Source organism: Kitasatospora sp. NPDC002543 (assembly GCF_053594915.1).
The window spans coordinates 42181-63296 of record NZ_JBSFWR010000030.1 but is presented as its reverse complement, the minus strand read 5'-3'; the positions used below and the strand labels follow the sequence as shown (position 1 = coordinate 63296).

Here is a 21116-nt window from a genome sequence, read left to right as displayed (position 1 = left end):
CCCAAACCATGTTCGTACTGGTCGATCCCGTCTCCACCGGCCGCGCGCTCGGCATCGCCTTCCGCGAGGAGGGCGCCGACACGCTCCACCTGTACCAGGAGAACCTGCGCGCGGCGTACGACGCCGACCAGGTGCCCACCCGCAAGCTGATGCACGAGGACCTGGACAAGACGGTCGAGCTGCTGGAGCAGCTCAAGCCCGAAGCCGTCATCGCGGCCAGCGAGTTCGGCGTGATCCTGGCCGACACGCTGGCCCGGCGGCTGGGGCTGGCGCACCACCGCCCGGAGCAGGCCGCGGCCCGCCGCGACAAGCACCTGATGGTCCGCGCGCTGGAGGAGGCCGGCGTGCCGGCCGCCCGCACCGTCTCGGTCCGCTCCGCCCAGGAGCTGGAGGCCGCGCTGGCCGACTGGACCGACTTCCCGGTCATGGTCAAGCCGCTCAACAGCGCGGGCAGCGACGGCTGCCAGGTCTGCGGCACCGCCGAGGAGGTGCGCGGCGCGTACCGCCGGATCGCCGACGACCTCAACCTGATGGGCCTGGTCAACGACGAGGTGCTGGTCCAGGAGTTCCTGAAGGGCACCCAGTACATCGTCAACACCGTCAGCATCGACGGCCGCCACCTGGTCTGCGACGTCTACGCCGAGCGGATCGACCTGGTCGACGGCGCCCCGGTGCTGCGCCACATCATCTCCCGCCCGGAGCTCACCGAGCCGGAGAGCGCCCTGGTGGCCTACGTGCTGGACTGCCTGGACGCGCTGGGCATCCGCGAGGGCGCGGGCCACACCGAGGTGATGCTGACCCCGCGCGGCGCCCGCCTGGTGGAGGTCAACTCCCGGGTGATGGGCCCCTCGCTGGCCCCCGACCCGTACCACGCGGCCTACGGCTACAGCCACCAGCACCTGGTCGTGGAGCGGTACCTGCGCCCGGCCGAGTTCGAGGCCCGGTTCGACCGGCCCTACGGCGGCCGGCAGACCGTCGCCAAGCTCTTCCTGCGCTCGCGCCGGCAGGGACCGCTGCGCGCCGTCGACGGGCTGCGCACGCTGCGCCGGCTGCCCGGCTTCCACAGCATCGACCGGCTGCCGGCGATCGGCGAGCCGATCGGCGACCGCGGCCTGACCACCGGCGAGGGCGGCATCGCCTACCTGGTGCACACCGACGCCGACGTGCTCACGCGCTCGCTGGACGCGGTGCACGCGCTGGAGGACGCCGAGACCTTCTTCCGGGTCGAGGAGGCATGACCACCGCGCCCCCGGCCGAAAAGGCCGCCCGGCGGCCCGCGGACGGCGCGCTGGCCGTGCTGCGCGCCGCCCCCAGGCCGGTCCGGTACGTGCTGGCCGGCGTCCTGGTCAACCAGCTCGGCGCGTTCGTCCAGTCCTTCCTGGTGCTCTACCTGCTGCACCAGGGCTTCACCGAGCAGCAGGGCGGCATCGCGCTGGGCTGCTACAGCGTCGGCGCGGTGGCCGGCTCGCTGGCCGGCGGGGAGCTGACCCGCCGGCTCGGGCCGCGGCGCACCATCGTGCTGTCGATGTTCGGCTCGGCACTGCTGGTCGTCTCGATCAGCCTGGTCGGCCGCCCGTCGGCGTTCCCGCTGCTGCTGGCGGTCACCGTGCTGGCCGGTCTCGCCGCGCAGACGTACCGGCCCGCCGCCGGCAGCCTGCTCTCCGACCTCACACCGGCCGACCGCCAGGTGATGGTGATGTCGCTGTTCCGGATCGCCATGAACACCGGCGGCACCCTGGGACCGCTGCTGGCCTCCTGGCTGCTGCTGATCGACTGGAACCTGCTGTTCTGGGCCAACGGCGTGGCGGCCGCCTGCTACGGCGTGATCGCGCTGCTCCTGCTGCCGCGGACCACCGCCGCCGGCCGGCCCGCCAACGTTCCACAGGCCGGGACGGAGCCGACCGCCGGCTACCGCGCGCTGCTCGGCGACGGGCGGTTCGTGCTGTACCTGACGGCGATGGGGTTCAGCGCCCTGATCTACGCCCAGTACTTCGCCGTCCTCCCGCTCAAGCTCACCGAGGACGGGCACTCCACCGTCCTGTACAGCGCGGTGCTCACCATCTCCGGCGCCATGGTGGTCGGCTGCGAGCTGTTCGTCACCAAGTACGTGCAGCGCTGGCGGGCCGGCACCGCGGGCGGCGTCGGGCTCGCCCTGCTCGGACTGGGCCTGGCCGGGTACGCGCTGCCGGACTGGGCGGTCCTGGTCCTGCTGATGACCCTGGTCGGGGTGCTCGGCCAGATCATCAACGGCCCCACCATGTTCGCCCACCCGACCCGGCTGCCGGCCTCGCTGAAGAGCCGCGGGCTGGCGATGTCCCAGGCCGCCTGGGGCTCCGGGATCGCGATCGGCCCGACCCTCGGCGTGCTGGCCTGGAGCCGGCTGGGCAACGGCGTCTGGCTGGTCTGCGGACTGCTCGGCGGGCTGGCGGCGCTGGCCGCGGTGCGCGGCCTGAGCCGGCCGGAGTCCGCCGGTCCGCGGCCGTCCGACTGAGCCCCGCCCGCCCCGGCTGGCCCGGCCCGGACCGGCCCGCCGGTCATTCCACCCCCCTGCCTCACCCCGAAACGTTGGGACACCTGCCATGGCATCTGCCAATCGAGCGATCGTCGTCGTCGGCTACTCCGCCGACTGGCAGAAGGCGCTCAGCCGACTGGAACCCGACGAGCTGGTCGTCTTCATCGACGAACCGGACGTCATCCGCAAGCGCGGCGCCCGCGAGCAGCTGGCGCGGCTCGACTGCCCCTGGCAGCTGATCGAGTGGGAGTACCAGCACGACGAGGCCGCGGACGCCTTCGTGGCCGCGCACGGCGACCTGCACGCCGTCGCGGTGGTGCCCGGGCTGGAGTACGCGGTGCCGTTCGCCGCCCGGCTGGCCGAGCGCTGGGGCCTGCCCGGGGCGGGCTTCGGCGCGGCCCGGGTGCTGCGCGACAAGCGGGCGCTGCGCCGGGTGACCGGCGCCGCGGGGATCGCCAACCCGCCCTCGCGGGAGGTGGCGAGCCTGGCCGAGGTGCGCGCGTTCCTGGCCGAGCACGGGCTGCCGGCCATCCTCAAGCCGGCCAACCGGCAGGCCTCGATCGGCACCTGCGCGATCACCGAGGGGACCGACCTGGAGGCGGTCTGGCAGCAGGTGCAGGACCAGGACGAGGGCCCGTACGTGCCGGACCGCCGCTTCCCGCTGCGGATGCTGGTCGAGGGCTTCGTCACCGGCACGGAGTTCAGCGTCGAGCTGCTGGTGGCGGACGGCGAGCCGGTCTTCGGCAACGTCACCGAGAAGCGGCTGTTCCCCGGTCCGCGCCCGGTGGAGCTCGGCCACACCGTGCCCGCCGACCGGCCCGGCGACCTGACGGCCCGGCTGCTGCTGGAGACCCGGCGGGTGCTGGCGGCGGTCGGCTTCGGCACCGGCGTCGCGCACTGCGAGTGGATCGTCTCCGAGGGCGTTCCCCACCTGGTCGAGTGCGCCGGCCGGATGCCCGGCGACCTGATCGTGCCGATGATCAACGAGGCCTACCGCACCGACCTGCCCGCGGCCCTGCTGGACCTGCTGCGCGGCCGGCCCGTCGGCGTGCCGCTACCGAGCCGGCCCACCCACCGCACCGCCGTACGGTTCCTCGGCGCCGCCGAACCCGGGGTGCTCACCGAGCTGGCCGGCGAGGAGGAGGCCCGGGCGCTGCCCGGGGTGCTCGGTGCGGACTTCATCGCCCGGCTCGGCGCCGAGGTCGGCGAGGTCCGCAGCTCGCACGACCGGGTCGCGGTCGCCACCGCCACCGGCGCGACCACCGCCGAGGCGCTGGAACGGGTGCAGGCGGCACTGGACCGGCTGACCGTACGGACCGCACCGGCGCCCGCCGGGGGAACCGGCCCCGCGCCGACCGTGCTCTTCGTCGGCGGGGCGGGACCGTTCGAGCTCAGCGAGGAGGTGGTCCGCCCGGCGCTGCGCGAGGGCCGGGCCGCCGGGCTGCGGATGCACATGACCAACCAGGCCGAGACCCTGCCCGCCAACTCCGCCGAGCTGCACGCGCTCGCCGACGCGGCCTCGGCGGTGGACTTCGCCGAGCCCGGGCTGAACTCCGCCTGGGCGCTGGAGCGGGTGGCCGCCGGCGACCGGTTCGACGTGGTCTTCGGGGTCCGGGAGAAGGCGCAGCAGGCGGTGGCCGAGGTGGCCGCCGCGCTCGGGGCCCCGGGCAACAGCCCGGAGGCGGTGCGCCGGGTGCAGCTCAAGGACGCCTGCCGGACGGCGCTGGCCGAGGCCGGCTTCGCCCAGCCGACCCTGCGGGTGTGCGAGACGGCCGAGCAGGCGGTGGCCTTCATGGCGGGCACCCCGGGCCCGTGGATCGTCAAGCCGCGCGACGCCATGAGCAGCATCGGCGTGACCCTGGTGCGCGACGAGGCCGGACTGCCGGACGCGCTGGCCGCCCTGCCGGACCCCGAAGCCGCCTTCCTGATCGAGGAGTTCGTGGAGGGCCCGGAGTACAGCGTGGAGGGCCTGTTCCTCGGCGGCGAGCCCCGGGTGCTGGCGGTGACCGCCAAGCGGACCATGGCTCCGCCCCTGTTCGTGGAGACCGGCCACGTGCTGCCGGCCGAACTCCCGTTCGGCGCACGGGAGGAGATCGACCGCCAGGTGACGGCCGCGCTGAAGGCCCTGGACCTGCGGTTCGGCCTCTTCCACGTCGAACTGTGGCGCACCGAGCGCGGCATCGTGCTGGGCGAGGTGCACGTCCGCCTCGGCGGGGACGGGATCTATCTGCTGCTCACCCACGCCATCCCGGGGCTGGAGCTGTTCCGGATGGTCTACCAGGACGCGCTGGGCCGGCCGGTCGACACCGCGTCGCTGACCCCGACCCGGGCCGCCGCCGTCCGCTTCCTGATGCCGCCGCCCGGGCGGCTGGTGGAGGTGTCCGGCTGGGACCGGGCGATCGGCCACCCGGCGGTGCTGTACTCCGAGTTGGGCGTCGAGCCGGGCGCGCTGATCCAGCCCGTGCGCAGTTCGGACGACCGGGTCGGACTGATCCTCGTCGGCGCCGACACCCCGGCCGAGGCGGAGGCGCTGGCGGCGGAGCTGGTGGAGTCGGTCCGGTTCACCGTGGAGGCGCCCGCCTCCGCGCCGACGCCGGCGTCGGGGTCGGGGTCGGCGTCGGGGTCGGGGTCGGCGTCGGGGTCGGGGTCGGCGTCGGGGTCGGGGTCGGCGCCCGTGCCCGTGCCCGCGGGCGCGGGCACGGGCACGGGCACCGAGCTCGCCGGACACCGCTGATCCAGCACCGCCCCCGCCTCTCCCCACCCCATCCCCACGAGAAGGGAACCGCCTTGTCCCGTCCTGTCGTCCTCGTCGCCGACCCACTGCCGCAGCAGACCCTCGCCGGGCTCGGGCCCGACGTCGAGGTCCGGCACTGCACCGGGGCCGACCGGCCCGCCCTGCTCGCCGCGGTGGCCGACGCCTCCGCGCTGCTGGTCCGCAGCTCCACCCGGGTGGACCAGGAGGTCCTGGCGGCCGCGCCGAAGCTCCGCGTGGTCGCCCGGGCCGGGGTGGGCCTGGACAACGTCGATGTCGCCGCCGCCACCCGGGCCGGGGTGACGGTGGCCAACGCGCCCGAGTCCAACGTGGTGAGCGTCGCCGAACTCACCGTGGGCCTGATCATCTCGCTCCACCGCGACCTCCCGGCCGCCACCGCCTCGGTCCGGGCCGGGCGGTGGCAGCGATCGGCCTTCCGGGGCACCGAGTTGGCCGGCCGCACCGTCGGCATCCTCGGGTTCGGGCGGATCGGCCGACTGGTCGCCCGCCGCCTGGCCGCCTTCGACATGCGGCTCCTCACCCACGACCCGTACGTGCCGGCCGAGGTCGCCGCGCGGTCCGGCGCCGAGGCGGTCACGCTGGAACGGCTGATGCGCGAGAGCGACGTGCTCACCGTCCACCTGCCGCTCACCGCGGGGACCAGGGGCATCGTGGGCGAGGCCGAACTCCGGCTCGCCAAGCCGTCGCTGTCCGTGGTGAACACCGCCCGCGGCGGGATCGTGGACGAGTTCGCGCTGACCCAGGCCCTGAAGGAGGGCCGGATCGCGGGCGCCGCGCTGGACGTCTTCGAGGTCGAGCCGCCGGTGGAGTCGCCGTTGACCGCCCTCGACACGGTGATCGCCACACCCCACCTCGGCGCGAGCACGGCCCAGGCCCAGGAACGGGCGGGCGCCGAGGCGGTGCGCGCGGTGCGACTGGCACTGGCCGGCGAGGCGGTGCCGGGCGCGGTGAACTGATCCCCGAACCGAGCCCTGTGGGGCCGCCGACCGATGGTCGGCGGCCCCACACGCGTTCCCGGCCCGGTGCCTCCCGGTTCGCCCGGCCCCGCCGGGCACCTCCCGGTGCGCTCGGCCCCCCGCGCTCAGTTGCTCCGGGCCGCGTAGCGCCGGGCCTTGACCCGGTTCCCGCAGACCCGCATCGAACACCACCGACGGCTGCGGTTCTTGGACGCGTCCCAGAAGACCAGCTCGCAGCTGTGCTCGGCGCACCGCTTGAGCCGGCCGGCCTCCCCGGTGAGCCGCAACCCGGTCCAGGCGATGGCGAGTCGGGCGAGCGCGGTGTCCGCGGCCGACAGCCCCGGGGCCGGACGCAGCGGTTCGCCGTGCAGTCCGATCAGTACCGGCAGCTCGCCGAGCACCCCGCCGGCCGCCTGTCGCAGGCCGGGCCGCGGATCGACCCCGACGTGCACACCGAGCTCGTCCCGGATCCCCGCCCGCAGCCGCAGCCCCCGCTGGTGGCTCTCGCCGTCCACCGCCGCCGGGCCGGACGGCCCCGAGGCGTCCAGGAGGGTGTGCTCGACCAGCCAGAGCGCCAACCGGTCCGGAGTGTCGATCGCATCCGTGCCGTACTCCAGGTTCACCGTGTTGGCGAACTCCTCGATCAACAGCGCCGACCGCGAGGGCTCGAGCACCGCGACACCCCCGTCCGCCTCGACATGCCCTCCAGTCTATACCGCACCAACCGGCCAATCTCTTAGCCGGTTAGCCAAGCGCGCCGAGCCGTGCCAGACTCAGCTCACCGGCAAACGCGTTAGGTAGTTAGGGGCGGACAGTGAACGGAACACTCCTGGTCGTGGTCGCGATCCTGCTGCAGTCCCTGTCGAACGGCTTACTCTCCGACGACCTCGGCGGTGGCGAGAGCCTGCTGCTCTCGTTCACCGCCTTCGGCGCCTCCGCGCTCGTCTTCGGCCTGGTCAACCGCCTGCGCCGGGCCGGCCGCCCACGCGAGTCGCTGCGCGGCGCGCCACTGCGCCTGATGCTGCTGCTCAACGCGGCCACCGCCGTGACCTTCCTCGGCTTCTACACCTCGCTGACCCTGGCCCCCGCACCGCTGGCCACCGCCGTCGAGACCGGGATCGGCCCGGCCGCACTCGCCGTCGCCGGCCTGCGGCGGCCCACGGCCGGCGCCGCGCACCCGCGCCGACTGGCACTCGGCTCCCTCGCGCTGGCCCTCGCCCTCGCCGCGGCCGTACGGGCCGGCGGCACCGGATCGGAGCACACCACGGCCCAGCTGTCGGCCGGCCTCGCACTGGCCGGGGTGGCCGGCGTGACGGCGGCGGGCATCGCGGTCCTCTCCCACCGGCTCGGCGGCCTCGGCGTCTCGCCCGTCACCGTCACCGCGCACCGGTTCCACCTCACCTACCTGCTCGCCCTCGTCCTGCTGCTCGGCCCGGGCCCCGGCCTGCACGCCACCACCGCCGGACGCGCCGCCTTCATCGGCCTGATCGCGGTCCTCGGCGTCGCGCTGCCCCTGTTCGTCCTGCAGATCGGCATGCAGCGCACCGCCCCCATGGCGGTCACCCTGCTCGCCTCCGCCGTCCCGGGCCTCACCTACCTGACCGCCACCCTGGTCGGCCGCCAGAGCTTCGACCTGCCCGTGTTCCTGCTGGTGAACGGCAGTCTGCTGCTCGCCTTCCTGGGGCCCGTCCTGCTCCGCGCCCGGCCCTCGGCGGCCCGGAACGGCTCCACCACCGACCTCCCCGGCCCCACCGCCGCACGCCCCGCCGCGGGCCCTCCCCGCCCCGCCGCCGCACGCCCCGCCGCGGGCCCGGTCGCGGGCCCGGTCGACCGGGCCCGGCTCGACCTCTAGGGTCCGGCGCCCGCGTCCGCACGGCGGGGACGACGGGAGGAGGCCGCCCCGGGAGCCCGGGGCGGCCTCCTCCTCGCGTTCGATGGCGCGGCTCGTCGCGCGGAAGCGCTACAGCGGTCGGCGCTCCTGCTCCAGACGCCGGCCCTCGACGTCCAGCGGGCCGAACTCGGAGCCCGGCTGCGGCGACTTGGCGAGCGAGCGAGCGGCGTTCGGGTCACCCAGTCCGGCCCACTCCAGCACCTTGGCGGTGGCCTCCGCCGCCTGCGGGGCGGGCAGCTGCTCGATCTTGGAGCCGTGGTTGCCGCCGGGCACGGTGTACACGTAGCTGTCCTCGCTGCCGCGGCCCAGGTGGAACGGCTTGGCGCCCCACGGGTCGTTGCCGCCGTAGACGTACATGATCCGCTCACCCTCGCGCTTCACCCAGCGGTCGATGTCGGGCATCGCGTTGCGGTTGAAGACGGTCGGGATCTCCTTCGGCACGTAGCTGCGGACCGAGTAGAGCTCCTTGTAGTCGTAGTGCAGCACGTCCTTCAGGTGCGAGACGTCGAAGAACGGGGCGCCCAGCTCGGTGGCGGCCTGGTAGTAGTACGCGGTGTACTTCGCCAGCGACTGGTCGCTGTTGCCGGTGATGCCGGACTGCGAGTCGAACCAGGCGTACAGCTCGTCGTCGGTCGCGGTGGCGGCCACCGGCACCTTCACGCAGTCGGACTCCAGGCTGTACTGCCAGAACCCCCAGACCACGTCCAGCACACCGGCCTCGTACGCCCGGTCCGGGTTGCCGAGGGTGTTGAAGGTGGAGCCGGCCGCCTTGTTGTCGGCGACATAGCGGGGCTCCAGGCGGTCGCGGCGCACCAGCAACTCGCGCTGGGCGGCGTTCAGCCGGGACCGGCACTCGGGGGTGCCGACGGTGCGGAAGAACTCGCTGTACGCCGCGTAGTCGTTGACGTCGGTGTTGTTCGGCGCGACGTAGGCGATCGTGCCGGCCACGTCGTCCGGGTAGAAGCGGCGGAAGTAGGTGGAGGACATGCCGCCCTTGCTGGCACCGGTGGAGAGCCACTCCTCCTGGTAGATGCGCTTGAGCGCGGTCACCAGCCGGTGCGAGTCCGCGGCGCCCTGGCGGATGCCGGCCTTGGACCAGTCCGCCGGCTCCGGGCGGGAGGGGGTGAAGAACCGGTACTCGATGGACACCTGGTTGCCGTCCACCAGCCGGGTCGGCTCAGTGCGGGATGGGTTGGTGCCCAGGGTGTAGCCGTTGGTGTAGAAGACGGTCGGGCGGTCGTAGCCCCGGTGCAGCAGGCTGAAGCGCTGCTGGAAGGTGCCCAGCCAGGGGCGGTTGTGGTCGATCGGCTGGGTGTAGGTGGCGATGAAGTAGCGGTGACCGGTGGTGGTCGGCTTCTCCTCGGTGATCGTCACGCCGGGGATCGCCGCCAGGCGGTCCTTGATGTCGGCCTTCGGGTCGTCGGCGGGGCTCCGGCCGTGGCGGGAGCCGTTGCCCTGGTCGTTCTGGTCACCCTGGCCGCCCTGCGCGCCCTGGGCGTTCCGGCCGTCGGCGGCGGAGGCCGGGCTCGCCAGGCCGCCGACCGCGAGCAGCGGTATCAGCAGGGCGGAGGCCAGCAGTCTTCTCACGGTGGTGGTCATCAAATCTCCGTCTTCTCAACTGACATGACGGCCGCCGGCCGGTACGGCCGGGCGGCCCTGGTGGTGCGGGTGGTGCGGGTGGTGACTGCCGCGCACGTGGTGACTGCCGCGCACGTGGTGACTGCCGCGCGGGTCGTGCGGTGGCCGACCGATGGACGGCCGAATGGGCCACCCGCCGTTCGCGGATGGCCCATCGGGGAATGAGTGCTGGTCAGCGGCGTGCTCCCGGTGTCCTACGGGCGGGGCAGGGTGCAGCCGGGGAGGGTGAGGTCGAAACGGTTGCCGGCGGCGAAGCAGGCCGGTATCCCGTACGTCTCCTGGGCGTAGCCGATGCCCGGACGGACCGTCACCGCACCGTTCTGGTCAACCTCGCAGGGGTTGTCCATGGTGCAGGTCTCGCCGTTCTCGTTGATCGTGTTGTTGACGGCGACCACCTGGTTGGTCGAGGCGTCGACCACCGGCGAGCCGGAGGTGCCGCCGATGACGTTGCAGGTGGAGGTGTAACGGAGCGAGTCCTTGAAGGTCCAGTCGGCTTCCTTCAGCCGGTAGGCGAAGCCGTCGACCGAGCAGGAGTAGATCTTCTTCCAGTAGCCGGAGACGACCTTGATCGAGGTGCCCTGGACCGGGTGGGTGGCCGCCACGGTCAACGGGGCTATCCCGTACCGGGACTGGATCGAGGCGTAGGTGGTGTTCAGCTGGTAGATCGACACGTCGGTGTCGGTCATCGCCCCGTAGACGATCTTGTTCGCGCGCAGCGTGGCGACGCCACCGCCGCTCGCGTTGAGGAGGGTGAAGCTCCGGCTGGACGACTGGTTGAGGACCACCTGGCCGGGGCCGGGCATACCGGTCTCCAGGCAGTGACCGTTGGAGAGCACGAGTGCGGGGTCGCTCGCGACCGAGCCGGGCATCCGGACCAGTGAGCCCGAACAGTTGCTGAGCGCGACCGTCCCGGCGAAGTTGACGGCGGCGACGGGCTTGGCAGCGGGCTTGTCGACGGAGGCCGCGACCGACGGGACGGCACCGACGAAGGCGGTGGCCCCGGCGACCAGGAGCGTGGCAGCCGTGGCTATGAGCGGTTTCTTCATGAGAGACCTCTCGGGTGTGGGGGTCCACGAGTGGGGGGTGCACCAAAGCTGTCGCGGACATGACCCACTGTCAAGAGTCAAAGCACTACCAAGAACCTCCCAAGCCGCATTGGCCGGTAACTGCCGCCGCCCGGCGCGCGGATCGGGGCGCGGCCCGAGGCGCGGCCCGAGGTACGGCCGGGAGCGCGATCCGAGGCGGTGGCCCGAGGCGGCGGCCCGAGGCGGCGGCCCGAGGTTCGGCCCGGGGCGAGGCCCGGGGCGTCGGGCGCAGCACCCGCCCGACCACCTCCCCGCCGGGTCGCCAACTCCCCTCCGGGTACGGTCAGTCCGCCTGCCAGTGCTCCCGGCCGAGGCTGATCAGGCGCAGCTGGAGGCGCGCGGTGTCCGCGATCCGCACCTCCCGGGCCGGGTCCGCCTCCAGTGCCTCCAGGAGCGCGGCGGCCGTGGAGACCATGTGGTCGACGTAGAGCTCGGCGAGCATCCGCAGGTCCCGCTCGCTCCACCCCCGCGACTCCGGCTGTACGCCCAGGGCGGCCCCCACCTCGGCGGCGAAGCGGCCGAGTTCGGCGTCGATCGCCTCGCGCACCTGCCGCACCCCACCGTGCCGCTCGCGCGCCAGGAAGCGGACGTGCGCCCGGTTCTCTCGGACGTGCCGCTGGATCACGTCCACCGCGCGGTCGATCAGTTCCTCGGCGTCGCCAGCCTCGGCGAGCACCGAACGGATCATGACGTGCAGGCTCGCCAGCGACTCCTCGACCAGCGCCACCCCGAGGGTGGCGAGGTCCGGGAAGTGCCGATAGAAGGCTGCCGGAGAGAGCCCCGCCTCGCGGGTCACCTCCCGAACGCCCAGGCTCGCCAGGTTCTGATCAGCCAACAGGTGCAGCCCGGCGTCCAGCAGGGCCCGCCGACTCTGCTGCTTCTGGGCCTGTCGGGCCCCCACGGTGTGACTCACGCCATTCAGTAAACATTCGTTTGCCGAAGTGCGCCAGCCGGGCGTACAGTGAGGCCAAGTCAGTGAACACTTGTCAACCGAAATCGGCGCAGTCCCAGCCGCAGCCGAAGGAGTCAGCCGTGATCCTGTTCTCCGCCCTGGTCGCCATGGGTGTCCTGATCGGCACCGCCGCCCACACCTCGCTCCCGGTCTTCCTCGCCGCCTCCGCCGGCATCGCCGCCTGGCTGCTCGCCTTCGGCGCCCGCGAGGGCATCGCCCACCTCCGGAACCGCTGACCCGGCCGCTCCGCGGACAACTCCACAGAGAGGAACCCCTCGTGAGCACCACCATGAGCACCGTCACCGGCCGCCAGAGCGCCGGCCACCAGAGCATCGACCACCAGGTCATCAGCCGGCGAGGCGTCAGCCACGCGGAGGTCGAGGGCCGGATGGCCGCCCGCCAGAGGGCCGTCCACCAGGCGGCGGACCGTCAGAGCACCGCCGAGGCCGACAACCTCGCCGTCGCCTCCTTCCTCCTCGGCCTGCCCGGCCTGCTGCTGTTCAACATCGTTCTCGGACCGATCGCCATCACCCTGGCCGTCCTGGCCCTGGTCCGCGGCACCAGCCGACGCGGCCGCGCCCTCCTCGGCCTGACCCTCGGCATCGCCTCGCTGGCGATCCTCGCCGTCACCATCGCCACCTCCCACGGGGTGCTCTTCGACCTCGGCGCCTGAGTCGTCGCCAACTCCCCTTCCACGCCCGCCTCCCGCCCTCCTCCGCCGCTCCTTCCTCCTGTTCCCGCCGCGCCTCTCGCGCCACCCTCCGTCCGCCGCTCCGCCCCCGATCCACCGGGCTGACCTCGCCTCCCGGGCCGACGGTTCGAACGATTGATCCCGTCAACCCGCCCCACACCCCCCGCCCGCCCCGTAGGGTGGGCCCCATCGGCCGGGCAACATCAGGGGGCAGGAGTGACCACGGAGAACCGCAGCGACGCACAGCCGGGACGGACCACCCCGACGGGTGGACGGCTGCTCGCCGTGAGCGATCTGCACATCTCCTACCAGGAGAACCGCGACCTGGTGGAGAAGATCCAGCCCTCCCACCCCGGAGACTGGCTGCTCGTCGCCGGTGACGTCGCCGAGATCACGACCAGCATCGAGTGGGCCCTCGGCCTGCTCGCCGAGCGCTTCGCCCGCGTGGTGTGGGTGCCCGGCAACCACGAGCTCTGGACCCACCCCGAGGACCCGGTCCAGCTGCGCGGGGTGGCCCGCTACGAACACCTGGTGGAACGCTGCCGCCGGCTCGGCGTGGTGACCCCCGAGGACCCGTACCCGCTGTGGGAGGGCCCGGGCGGACCCGTCCGCATCGCGCCGCTCTTCCTCCTCTACGACTACACCTTCCGCGCGCCGGGCACGACCACCAAGGAGGAGTCCCTGGCGGCCGCCTACGAGACCGGCGTCGTCTGCGCGGACGAGCGGATGCTCTACCCGGACCCGTTCCCGGACCGCGACTCCTGGTGCCGCGAGCGCGTCCGGCTGACCGAGAAGCGGTTGGCGGCCTGCGATCCGGACGTCCCGATCGTCTTCGTCAACCACTACCCGCTGGTCCGCCAGCCCACCGACATCCTCTGGTACCCCGAGTTCGCCCAGTGGTGCGGAACCGAGCTGACGGCCGACTGGCACACCCGGTTCAACACCGCGGCGATGATCTACGGCCACCTCCACATCCCGCGCCGGACCACCTACGACGGCGTCCCGTTCACGGAGGTCTCGTTGGGCTACCCGCGCGAGTGGCGCAAGCGCGGACTGCCGGACCCGCTGCTGCGGGAGGTCTTCCCCGGGGCGACGGGCTGATCCTCCGGACCGCCCGGGCCCCGGTGGGGCTGCCCCGGGCCCCGATACCGCCGATGCCGTGGATTCCGACGGCACCGGCGGCACCGGCGGCATCGGCAGCATCAACGGCCCCGACAGCGACGCCGTGTCCGGCGTCCGGGGTGGTCACCTGGCGCCACCTCCTCCGGCCTCGCCCCGCGGTGGCGGCTCGGTGAGCACGGCCCGCTTGGCGCGGTACTCCTCGGCGTCGATGTCGCCCTCGGCGTAGCGGCGGCCCAGGACGGCCAGCGGATGCTCCGCGACGGCCACCGGACCGGCCCCCGCACCGGCCGCGAGACCGGGCCCGAACCCGCAACCGTGCCGCCGCCAGAGCGTGCGGCGCAGCACGGCGATCACCAGGACCACCACGGCGATCCAGACCAGCGGGATCAGCAGGATCCACGGGCCAGGGCCGTGCCAGTCGGCCAGCTGGGTGTACATGGTTGGTTCAACTCCTCGGTGGTGGGACTCCAGGACCTCGGGTGTTTCCCGAGATGTCCAGAGCGTCCCACCGAGGATCCTCATCACGCGTCCTACCAGCAGCGGCAGTTGGGATACTCCGCCGAGAGTACGGACCGCCCGGGACACGCCGGGTCGGGAGCAGCCGGCTCAGCGCCCGCACAGCGGCCGCCCAGCGCGAGCCGAGCGATCACCCGACGCCCACCCGACGCCCACCCGGCGCTCGCCGAGCGCGAGCCGAGCGCGAGCCGAGCGCGAGCCGAGCGGCAGCCCAGCGCTCGCCCCACCGGCTGCTCAGCCCAGCCAGCCCGGCCGCACCAGCCCCGACTCGTAGGCCAGCACCACCAGTTGCGCCCGGTCCCGCGCACCGACCTTCACCATCGCCCGGCTGACGTGCGTCTTGGCCGTCAGCGGGCTGACCACCAGCCGCCGGGCGATCTCCTCGTTGGACAGCCCCATGCCGACCAGCGCCAGCACCTCGCGCTCCCGCTCGGTCAGCACCGAGACGTCCGGGAGCCCCTGCGGCGCGGCCTCGGGCGCCTTCGACCGGGCGGCGAACTCGCCGATCAGCCGTCTGGTGACGCCCGGCGAGAGCAGCGCGTCCCCCGCGACGGCGACCCTGATCGCCCGCAGCAGGTCGGCCGGCTCGGTGTCCTTGACCAGGAAGCCCGCCGCCCCGGAGCGCAGGGCCTCGAAGACGTACTCGTCCAGTTCGAAGGTGGTCAGCACGACCACCCGCACGGAGGACAGCGCAGGGTCCTCGACGATCCTCCTGGTCGCCTCCAGGCCGTCCATCCGCGGCATCCGGATGTCCATCAGCACGACGTCCGGCACCAGCTCGCGGGCGAGCCGCAGCGCGGCCTCGCCGTCGTCCGCCTCGCCGACCACCGTGAGGTCGTCCTGGAGGTCCAGCAGGGCCCGGAAGCCCGCCCTCACCAGCAGTTGGTCATCCGCGAGCAGTACCCGGATCAATCGTTCTCCGCCTTCGGTGTCGGCAGCTCCGCCCGGACCCGGAAGCCGCCGTCGGGCAGCGGCCCCGCAGTGATGGTGCCACCGAACGCCGACGCGCGTTCCCGCATCCCGGCCAGGCCACTGCCCGATCCGCCCGCGTCACCGAGCACCGCGGGCCCCGGGTCCTCCACCCGGACCACCAGCACGGCTTCGTCCCGCCAGTCCAGCACCACGACCGCCTGCCGGGCCGCCGAGTGCCGGACCACGTTGGTGAGCGCCTCCTGGACGATCCGGAAGGCGGTGAGGTCGACGGCGGGGGACAGCGCGCGCCGATCGCCGCGCTCCTGCACCTCCGTCTCCAGGCCCACCCGGTCCGCCTGCTCGGTGAGTTCGTCCAGCCGGTCCAGCCCCGGTGCCGGCCCGCGCGGCGCCGCCCCGGGCCCGCGCAGCGTCGCGAGCACCTGGCGGACCTCACCGAGCGCCTCCTTGCTCGTCGACTTGATGGTGACCAGCGCGCCGCGGGCCTCCTCCGGCCGCCGGTCGAGCAGGGCGAGCGCGACCCCGGCCTGGATGTTGATCAGCGACAGGCTGTGCGCCAGGATGTCGTGCAACTCCCGGGCCGTCCTGAGCCGTTCCTCGTTGGCCCGGCGCTCCTCCAGCTGCTGCCGGTAGGCCCGGTGGGCGGCGATCCGCTCGCGCCGGAACCGGACCAGCTCGCCGCCCGCCATCACCAGCAGCAGCCAGGCCAGCAGCCCGAGCTCCGCCGGCCAGACGCTGCCGGAGGGCGGGGCCGCGCGCTGCCAGCTCTCCGGCAGTGCGAAGGTGCCGAGCAGGTGCACCAGATAGACCCCGGCGGCGCCGGCCCAGGCCGCCCTGCGGTGCCCGGAGCCGATCGCCGTGCAGCAGGCGATCAGCCAGCTCACGAAGGCCGGCCCGAACGGGTACCCGGCGGCCAGGTACCCGGCGGTGACCACCGACGTGCCGGCCACCACCGCGACCGGCCGGCGGTCGCGCAGCACCAGCAGGGCCGGCCCGAGCAACAGCAGCAGGTAGCCGAAGGCGTCCAGCGGGGCCCGCCCGTGCTGGTTGTGCCCGGCGAACGTCGAGCCGACCACCTGGACCACGGCGACCGCCGCCGCCAGACCCAGCGGGTAGCCCGCCCTGGCCGCGCGCGCCCACGGCGGGCGCCACGGCGCGGGCGGCTCGTCCGACGCCCGGCCCGACGCCCGGCCGGGCGGGGACGGCTCGTTCGGCGGGGACGTGGGCGACATCATGCCCACAAGCTAGACCCGCGCCCCGCTCCAGCGCGTCCTCCACCAGTGGCGTTCGGGCGTACTCCCGCTGGAGTACGCCCGAACGCGGGAGAGAGCCCCGGGAGCACACCCGGCCCCGGTCAAGCCCCGGATCGGACCCGGCCAGGTCAGCCCCAGCCAGGTCAGCCCCAGCCAGCCCCGGCCCGGCCCGGCCCCCGGAGGCGTCAGCCCTCCGCGGTCTCCGTCGAGGCCCCGGCCTCCGCCTCCGCCTCCTCGAACGTCGCCGACGCCTCCGGCCGGGCCAGCGTGACCACCAGCTCCCCGTCGCTCACGTCCGCGATCAGCGTGTCCCCCTCCCGCACCGAGCCGTCCAGCAGCAGGTTCGAGATCCGGTTGTCCAGCTCCGACTGGATCGTCCGGCGCAAGGGCCGGGCCCCGAACTCCGGCTGGTAGCCCCGGTTGACCAGGTACTCCTTCGCCGCCTCGGTGACGTCCAGCCGGACGTTCTGGGCCCGCAGCCGGCGCCGGCTGCGCTCCAGCAGCAGGTCCACCACTGACAGCAGGTCCTTCCGGGTGAGCGCGTGGAAGACGATCACCTCGTCGATCCGGTTGAGGAACTCCGGCCGGAACTGCTGCCGCAGGTCGCGCATCAGGTCGTCCCTGATCTCGTCCACGTTGCCCGCGTGGTCGAGGATCCGCTGCGAGCCGATGTTGCTGGTCATGATCACCACGGTGTTGCGGAAGTCGACCGTACGCCCCTGGGAGTCGGTCAGCCGTCCGTCGTCCAGCACCTGGAGCAGCAGGTTGAAGACGTCCGGGTGGGCCTTCTCCACCTCGTCGAAGAGCAGCACGCTGTACGGCTTGCGGCGCACCGCCTCGGTCAGCTGCCCGGCCTCCTCGTAGCCGACGTACCCGGGCGGGGAGCCGACCAGCCGGGACACGGTGTGCTTCTCCTGGAACTCGCTCATGTCGAAGCGGATCATCCGGTCCGGGTCGCCGAACAGCAGCGCCGCCAGGGCCTTCGCCAGCTCGGTCTTGCCGACGCCGGTCGGCCCGAGGAAGAGGAAGGAGCCGGTCGGCCGGTCCGGGTCGCCCATCCCGGCCCGGCCGCGGCGCACCGCCTGGGCGACGGCGGTGACCGCCTCGTCCTGGCCGATCACCTTCTCGTGCAGGTGGTCCTCCAGCTTGAGCAGCCGCTCCTTCTCGGTCGCGTTCAGCTCCGCGACGGGGATGCCGGTCCGGGAGGAGAGCACCTGCGCGATGTCGTCGGCCGTCACGTCGACGACCTCCTCGCGGGACTCCGCGACCGCCGCCAACTCGTCCTCGGTCCGCCGCAGTTCGGTCTTCAGGTTGGCGGCCCGGACGAACTCCTCGTCCGCGACGGCCTCGTCCAGTTCCCGCTTCAGCTTGGTGATCCGGTCCCGCACCCCGGTCGCCTCGGTGGACCCGCTCAGGCTGCGCAGCCGGACCCTCGCACCGGCCTGGTCCAGCAGGTCGATCGCCTTGTCCGGCAGGAAGCGGTCGCTGACGTACCGGTCGGAGAGCGTCGCCGCGGCGTCCAGCGCCTCGTCGGTGAACCGCACCTGGTGGTGCGCCTCGTACGCGTCGCGCAGCCCCTGGAGGATCTCGATCGTCTCCTCGACGCTCGGTTCGGGCACCAGCACCGGCTGGAAGCGGCGCTCCAGCGCGGCGTCCTTCTCCACGTGCTTGCGGTACTCGTCCAGGGTGGTCGCGCCGACCACGCTCAACTCCCCTCGCGCGAGCGCCGGTTTGAGGATGTTGCCGGCGTCCATCGAGCCCTCGCCGCCGCTGCCCGCGCCGACCACGGTGTGCAGCTCGTCCAGGAACAGGATGACGCTCTTCTCGGCCGCGGTGACCTCGTCGATCACGTTCTTCAGCCGTTCCTCGAACTCGCCCCGGTACTTGGACCCGGCCACCAGGGCGGTCAGGTCGAGGGTGACCACCCGCTTCTCCCGCAGGCTCTGCGGCACGTCCCCGGAGACAATCCGCTGGGCCAGGCCCTCGACGATCGCGGTCTTGCCGACGCCCGGCTCGCCGATCAGCACCGGGTTGTTCTTGGTCCGCCGGGAGAGGATCTCGACGGTCTGCTCGATCTCCTCGGCCCGCCCCACCACCGGGTCCAGCCGGCCGGAGCGCGCCTCCTCGGTGAGGTCGCGCCCGTACTCGTCCAGCGTCGGCGTCTCGCTCGGGTGGGCGCCCGTGCTGCTGCGCTCGCCGCCGGTGCCGCGCCCCTCCAGCACCGACTTCAGCGCCTCCTGGGAGGGCGCCGCGTTGCGCAGCGCCACGCCGGCGCCCGAGCGCTCCTGGTCGAGCAGCGCGCCCAGGATGTGCTCCGGACCGATGTACGAGGCGCCGGCCTCCTGCGAGCGGGCGTGCGCGGCGAGCAGCGCGCGCTTGGCCGAGGGGGTGAGCGCCGGCCGGCCGTCCACCGCGTCGGGGTTGCCGGACGGCAGGGCGTGCTCCAGGTCACCGGAGAGCCGGTCCGGGTCGATGCCGGCCCGCTCCAGCATCCGGCGCGAGGGCTCCACCCGGGTGGCCGCCCAGGCCAGGTGCGCGGTGTCGAGGTCGCTGGAGCCGTCCTCGGCCGCCCGTCGCGCGGCCAGCGCGAGCAGCTCCTGCGAGGACTCGCTGAGCAGCCGCCCGATCGGTACCCGCTGCACGGCGGGCGGGGAGGCCAGCGGGCTCATCCCGAAGAACCGGCTGAGCAGGTCGGAGAACGGATCGTTCGATCCGAACGGGGGCATGGTCACGGCGTTTCACCTCTCCCAAGCGGTTTGCAGCCACACAAACACAGGCCGCAGCGGCTCGCCTGTCGAGCCGGCCGGGACCGTCACCGGGGGTGTCCACGGGACACCGCGCCACCGCCCGGCCACCGACCGCCCCCGGCCACCCGGCCGGCCCCCCGCCCGCCCGGACCCCGCGTTCACCCGGTGACCCGGTCCAGCAGCACACCCCCGCTGTACGTCACCGCCATCGCCAGCAACCCGCCCACGACGTTGCGCAGCACCGCCCGGGCCGGGCCGGCCCCGCCCAGCCGGGCGCTCCCCCAGCCCGACAGGGTGAGCGCGGCCACCACCGCCACCACCGTCACCAGCAGCCGCCAGGACTCCGGCGGCAGCAGCACCGCCAACAGGGGCACCAGCGCGCCCAGCGTGAACGCCGCCGCACTGGCCAGCGCGGCCTCCCACGGATTGGTCAACACGTCGGGGTCGATGCCGAGTTCGGTCTGCGCGTGGGCGGCCAGCGCGTCCCGTTCGGTCAGCGCCGTCGCGACCTCCCGGGCCAGGCCGTCCTCCAGCCCGCTGCCCCGGTAGTAGTCGGTCAGTTCGTCGAGCTCCCCCTCCGGGTCCTCCGCGAGCTCCCGCCGCTCCTGCGCCAACGCGGCCCGCTCGGTGTCCCGTTGGGTGCTGACCGAGACGTACTCGCCGGCCGCCATCGACATCGCCCCCGCCAGCAGCCCGGCCACCCCGGCCGCGAGCAGCGCCGTCCGGGAGCCCGCCGCACCCGCCACACCGGTCACCAGGCCCGCCGTCGACACCACGCCGTCGTTGGCCCCCAGCACGGCCGCGCGCAGCCAGTTCAGGCGCGAGGACAGCTCCGCCCGTGACTCCCCCACCTGCTCGGCCATCCGCCCACCGTCCTCAGGGATCCGCCCGGTCCGCCCGGTCCATCCGATCGTCGCCCGCCGCCCGCGGCCCCGCCACCCACGGCCGCGCGTTCACCGGCCGTCCCGGAACCCACAGCCGCACGCACACCGTCTGCCCCGGAACCCACGGCCGCACGCACACCGCTTGCCCGGAAGCCACGGCCGCACGCACACCAGCCGCACCGAAACCCCGGAACCCACGACCGCACGCACACCAGCCGCACCGAAACCCCGGAACCCGCTACCCCAGCACCCCCGCCAGCGCCCGCCGCAGGTCTTCCGACCCCCGGTAGTGCACCCCGGTCATGCCCAGCGCCACCGCCGCGTCCACGTTCTCCCGGCGGTCGTCCACGAACAGGCACCGTTCCGGCGCCACCCCGGCCCGCTCGACGGCGATCTCGTAGATCCGCCGGTCCGGCTTGGCGCTGCCCACCCGTGAGCTGTTCACCACGGCGTCCGCCAGATCCGTCAGCCCCAGCGACGCCAGGTCCTCGTCCAGCCAGGCCGTCGCGTTGGTCACCAGCACCACCCGGCAGTGCTCCCGCACCCGCCGCAGCAGCCGCACCACCGTCTCGTCCGCCCGGAACGGCGAGTCCGCGAACGCCTCCGCCAGCCCGCGCGCCCGGGCCTCCGTCATCCGGCCGGCCAGGCCCCGCGCGATCGAGTCCACCCACTGCGTCTTCCCGATCCGCCCGAGCAGCAGCGGCAGGTCGTTCTCCGGCGCGTACCCGACCGCCGCCGTGCTCCCCTGCGCCACTCCCGCCGCCCGCTCCAACGCCGCCACCCGGCCGTCGTCGAAGAACCGGATCACACCGTCCACGTCACACAGCACCGCATCGATCGCCACATCGGCCATCCCACCTCCTCGCCGACGGGATCGCCAGGCCCCGGGAACGGATGTGACACGGGCAACCGGCAGAACTTCTGCCGGTTACCGGCCAGAGCGGCCAAAACAGACCCTCCGGACGAACCGACGGGCGAAAACGGCACATTCCCGGCTCACGTTCGAATATTCCGAGCGACGTTCGACTCGACTGTTCGAAATGTGATGGAACACCGCATCGATCCGACCAGCGACAACAGTGACGGTGACGCACCGGAGTCGCATCGCGACCGCGCGCAATCGAACGCGGATAGAAAATGAAGATTCACCCGTTGGAGTGACCCAA

Annotated in this window: 18 protein-coding genes; 8 read left to right on the top strand and 10 right to left on the bottom strand. The window is 73.5% G+C overall.

Features of this window, described 5'->3' with window-relative positions:
• Positions 1-8: 8 nt before the first annotated feature.
• The 4 genes from ACWD4P_RS15560 to ACWD4P_RS15545 all read left to right on the top strand — a co-directional run bounded on the left by ACWD4P_RS15560 (position 9) and on the right by ACWD4P_RS15545 (position 6241).
• Positions 9-1238 (top strand): ATP-grasp domain-containing protein, encoded by a 1230-nt coding sequence (locus ACWD4P_RS15560; RefSeq protein ID WP_359829469.1) that lies wholly within the window; start codon positions 9-11, stop codon positions 1236-1238.
• Positions 1235-2491 (top strand): MFS transporter, encoded by a 1257-nt coding sequence (locus ACWD4P_RS15555; RefSeq protein WP_449779942.1) that lies wholly within the window; start codon positions 1235-1237, stop codon positions 2489-2491. The genes ACWD4P_RS15560 and ACWD4P_RS15555 overlap by 4 nt, the downstream gene beginning before the upstream one ends.
• A gap of 88 nt (positions 2492-2579) precedes the next feature.
• Positions 2580-5246 (top strand): ATP-grasp domain-containing protein, encoded by a 2667-nt coding sequence (locus tag ACWD4P_RS15550; protein ID WP_449779941.1) that lies wholly within the window; start codon positions 2580-2582, stop codon positions 5244-5246.
• Between the two features lie 53 nt (positions 5247-5299).
• Complete coding sequence (locus ACWD4P_RS15545; RefSeq protein WP_449779940.1) at positions 5300-6241, top strand: hydroxyacid dehydrogenase; 942 nt, start codon at positions 5300-5302, stop codon at positions 6239-6241.
• Positions 6242-6366: 125 nt separating this feature from the next.
• Here ACWD4P_RS15545 and ACWD4P_RS15540 read toward each other — a convergent pair whose 3' ends face one another.
• Positions 6367-6915 (bottom strand): CGNR zinc finger domain-containing protein, encoded by a 549-nt coding sequence (locus ACWD4P_RS15540; RefSeq protein WP_449779939.1) that lies wholly within the window; start codon positions 6913-6915, stop codon positions 6367-6369.
• 140 nt (positions 6916-7055) lie between these two features.
• Between ACWD4P_RS15540 and ACWD4P_RS15535 the strand changes: the two genes are divergently transcribed.
• Positions 7056-8093, top strand: coding sequence for a hypothetical protein (locus ACWD4P_RS15535; protein WP_449779938.1), 1038 nt, complete (start codon positions 7056-7058; stop codon positions 8091-8093).
• A gap of 108 nt (positions 8094-8201) precedes the next feature.
• Here the strand turns inward: ACWD4P_RS15535 and ACWD4P_RS15530 are convergent, their stop codons facing one another.
• The 3 genes from ACWD4P_RS15530 to ACWD4P_RS15520 form a co-directional block, all read right to left on the bottom strand.
• Complete coding sequence (locus ACWD4P_RS15530; RefSeq protein ID WP_359820783.1) at positions 8202-9731, bottom strand: S28 family serine protease; 1530 nt, start codon at positions 9729-9731, stop codon at positions 8202-8204.
• Between the two features lie 233 nt (positions 9732-9964).
• Positions 9965-10816 (bottom strand): S1 family peptidase, encoded by an 852-nt coding sequence (locus tag ACWD4P_RS15525; protein WP_359820781.1) that lies wholly within the window; start codon positions 10814-10816, stop codon positions 9965-9967.
• A 322-nt stretch (positions 10817-11138) separates the two neighbouring features.
• On the bottom strand, positions 11139-11768 hold the full coding sequence (locus ACWD4P_RS15520; RefSeq protein ID WP_359820778.1) for a TetR family transcriptional regulator: 630 nt from the start codon (positions 11766-11768) through the stop codon (positions 11139-11141).
• 119 nt (positions 11769-11887) lie between these two features.
• Between ACWD4P_RS15520 and ACWD4P_RS15515 the strand changes: the two genes are divergently transcribed.
• The 3 genes from ACWD4P_RS15515 (at position 11888) to ACWD4P_RS15505 (ending at position 13599) form a co-directional block, all read left to right on the top strand.
• Positions 11888-12043 carry a hypothetical protein gene (locus ACWD4P_RS15515; RefSeq protein ID WP_359820776.1) on the top strand — a complete coding sequence of 52 codons (156 nt, stop codon included), beginning with the start codon at positions 11888-11890 and terminating at the stop codon, positions 12041-12043.
• 41 nt (positions 12044-12084) lie between these two features.
• The gene (locus ACWD4P_RS15510) at positions 12085-12480 is read left to right on the top strand and encodes a DUF4190 domain-containing protein (protein WP_449779937.1); all 396 of its coding nucleotides are present in this window, start codon (positions 12085-12087) and stop codon (positions 12478-12480) included.
• Positions 12481-12714: 234 nt separating this feature from the next.
• The gene (locus ACWD4P_RS15505; RefSeq protein ID WP_359820772.1) at positions 12715-13599 is read left to right on the top strand and encodes a metallophosphoesterase family protein; all 885 of its coding nucleotides are present in this window, start codon (positions 12715-12717) and stop codon (positions 13597-13599) included.
• 144 nt (positions 13600-13743) lie between these two features.
• Here ACWD4P_RS15505 and ACWD4P_RS15500 read toward each other — a convergent pair whose 3' ends face one another.
• From ACWD4P_RS15500 to ACWD4P_RS15475, 6 genes are all read right to left on the bottom strand, one after another.
• Positions 13744-14058 carry an SHOCT domain-containing protein gene (locus tag ACWD4P_RS15500; RefSeq protein WP_449779936.1) on the bottom strand — a complete coding sequence of 105 codons (315 nt, stop codon included), beginning with the start codon at positions 14056-14058 and terminating at the stop codon, positions 13744-13746.
• Between the two features lie 312 nt (positions 14059-14370).
• Positions 14371-15048: a response regulator gene (locus tag ACWD4P_RS15495; protein WP_449779935.1), complete on the bottom strand. Its 678-nt coding sequence runs from the start codon at positions 15046-15048 to the stop codon at positions 14371-14373.
• Positions 15045-16301 carry a sensor histidine kinase gene (locus ACWD4P_RS15490; RefSeq protein ID WP_449779934.1) on the bottom strand — a complete coding sequence of 419 codons (1257 nt, stop codon included), beginning with the start codon at positions 16299-16301 and terminating at the stop codon, positions 15045-15047. The genes ACWD4P_RS15495 and ACWD4P_RS15490 overlap by 4 nt, the downstream gene beginning before the upstream one ends.
• A 203-nt stretch (positions 16302-16504) precedes the next feature.
• On the bottom strand, positions 16505-19045 hold the full coding sequence (locus tag ACWD4P_RS15485) for an ATP-dependent Clp protease ATP-binding subunit (RefSeq protein ID WP_449779957.1): 2541 nt from the start codon (positions 19043-19045) through the stop codon (positions 16505-16507).
• Between the two features lie 179 nt (positions 19046-19224).
• Positions 19225-19929, bottom strand: a complete 705-nt coding sequence (locus ACWD4P_RS15480; protein ID WP_359820760.1) for a VIT1/CCC1 transporter family protein — start codon at positions 19927-19929, stop codon at positions 19225-19227.
• A gap of 259 nt (positions 19930-20188) precedes the next feature.
• Entirely contained in the window at positions 20189-20803 is a 615-nt protein-coding gene (locus tag ACWD4P_RS15475) for an HAD family hydrolase (protein ID WP_449779933.1), read from the bottom strand.
• Positions 20804-21116: the final 313 nt, after the last annotated feature.

Bases quoted from the DNA above. Each gene is read 5' to 3' on its own strand.
- ACWD4P_RS15530 (WP_359820783.1), bottom strand. From the start codon at position 9,731: ATGACCACCACCGTGAGAAGACTGCTGGCCTCCGCCCTGCTGATACCG.
- ACWD4P_RS15485 (WP_449779957.1), bottom strand. From the start codon at position 19,045: ATGCCCCCGTTCGGATCGAACGATCCGTTCTCCGACCTGCTCAGCCGG.
- ACWD4P_RS15525 (WP_359820781.1), bottom strand. From the start codon at position 10,816: ATGAAGAAACCGCTCATAGCCACGGCTGCCACGCTCCTGGTCGCCGGG.
- ACWD4P_RS15490 (WP_449779934.1), bottom strand. From the start codon at position 16,301: ATGATGTCGCCCACGTCCCCGCCGAACGAGCCGTCCCCGCCCGGCCGG.
- ACWD4P_RS15500 (WP_449779936.1), bottom strand. From the start codon at position 14,058: ATGTACACCCAGCTGGCCGACTGGCACGGCCCTGGCCCGTGGATCCTG.
- ACWD4P_RS15555 (WP_449779942.1), top strand. From the start codon at position 1,235: ATGACCACCGCGCCCCCGGCCGAAAAGGCCGCCCGGCGGCCCGCGGAC.
- ACWD4P_RS15560 (WP_359829469.1), top strand. From the start codon at position 9: ATGTTCGTACTGGTCGATCCCGTCTCCACCGGCCGCGCGCTCGGCATC.
- ACWD4P_RS15475 (WP_449779933.1), bottom strand. From the start codon at position 20,803: ATGGCCGATGTGGCGATCGATGCGGTGCTGTGTGACGTGGACGGTGTG.
- ACWD4P_RS15480 (WP_359820760.1), bottom strand. From the start codon at position 19,929: ATGGCCGAGCAGGTGGGGGAGTCACGGGCGGAGCTGTCCTCGCGCCTG.
- ACWD4P_RS15550 (WP_449779941.1), top strand. From the start codon at position 2,580: ATGGCATCTGCCAATCGAGCGATCGTCGTCGTCGGCTACTCCGCCGAC.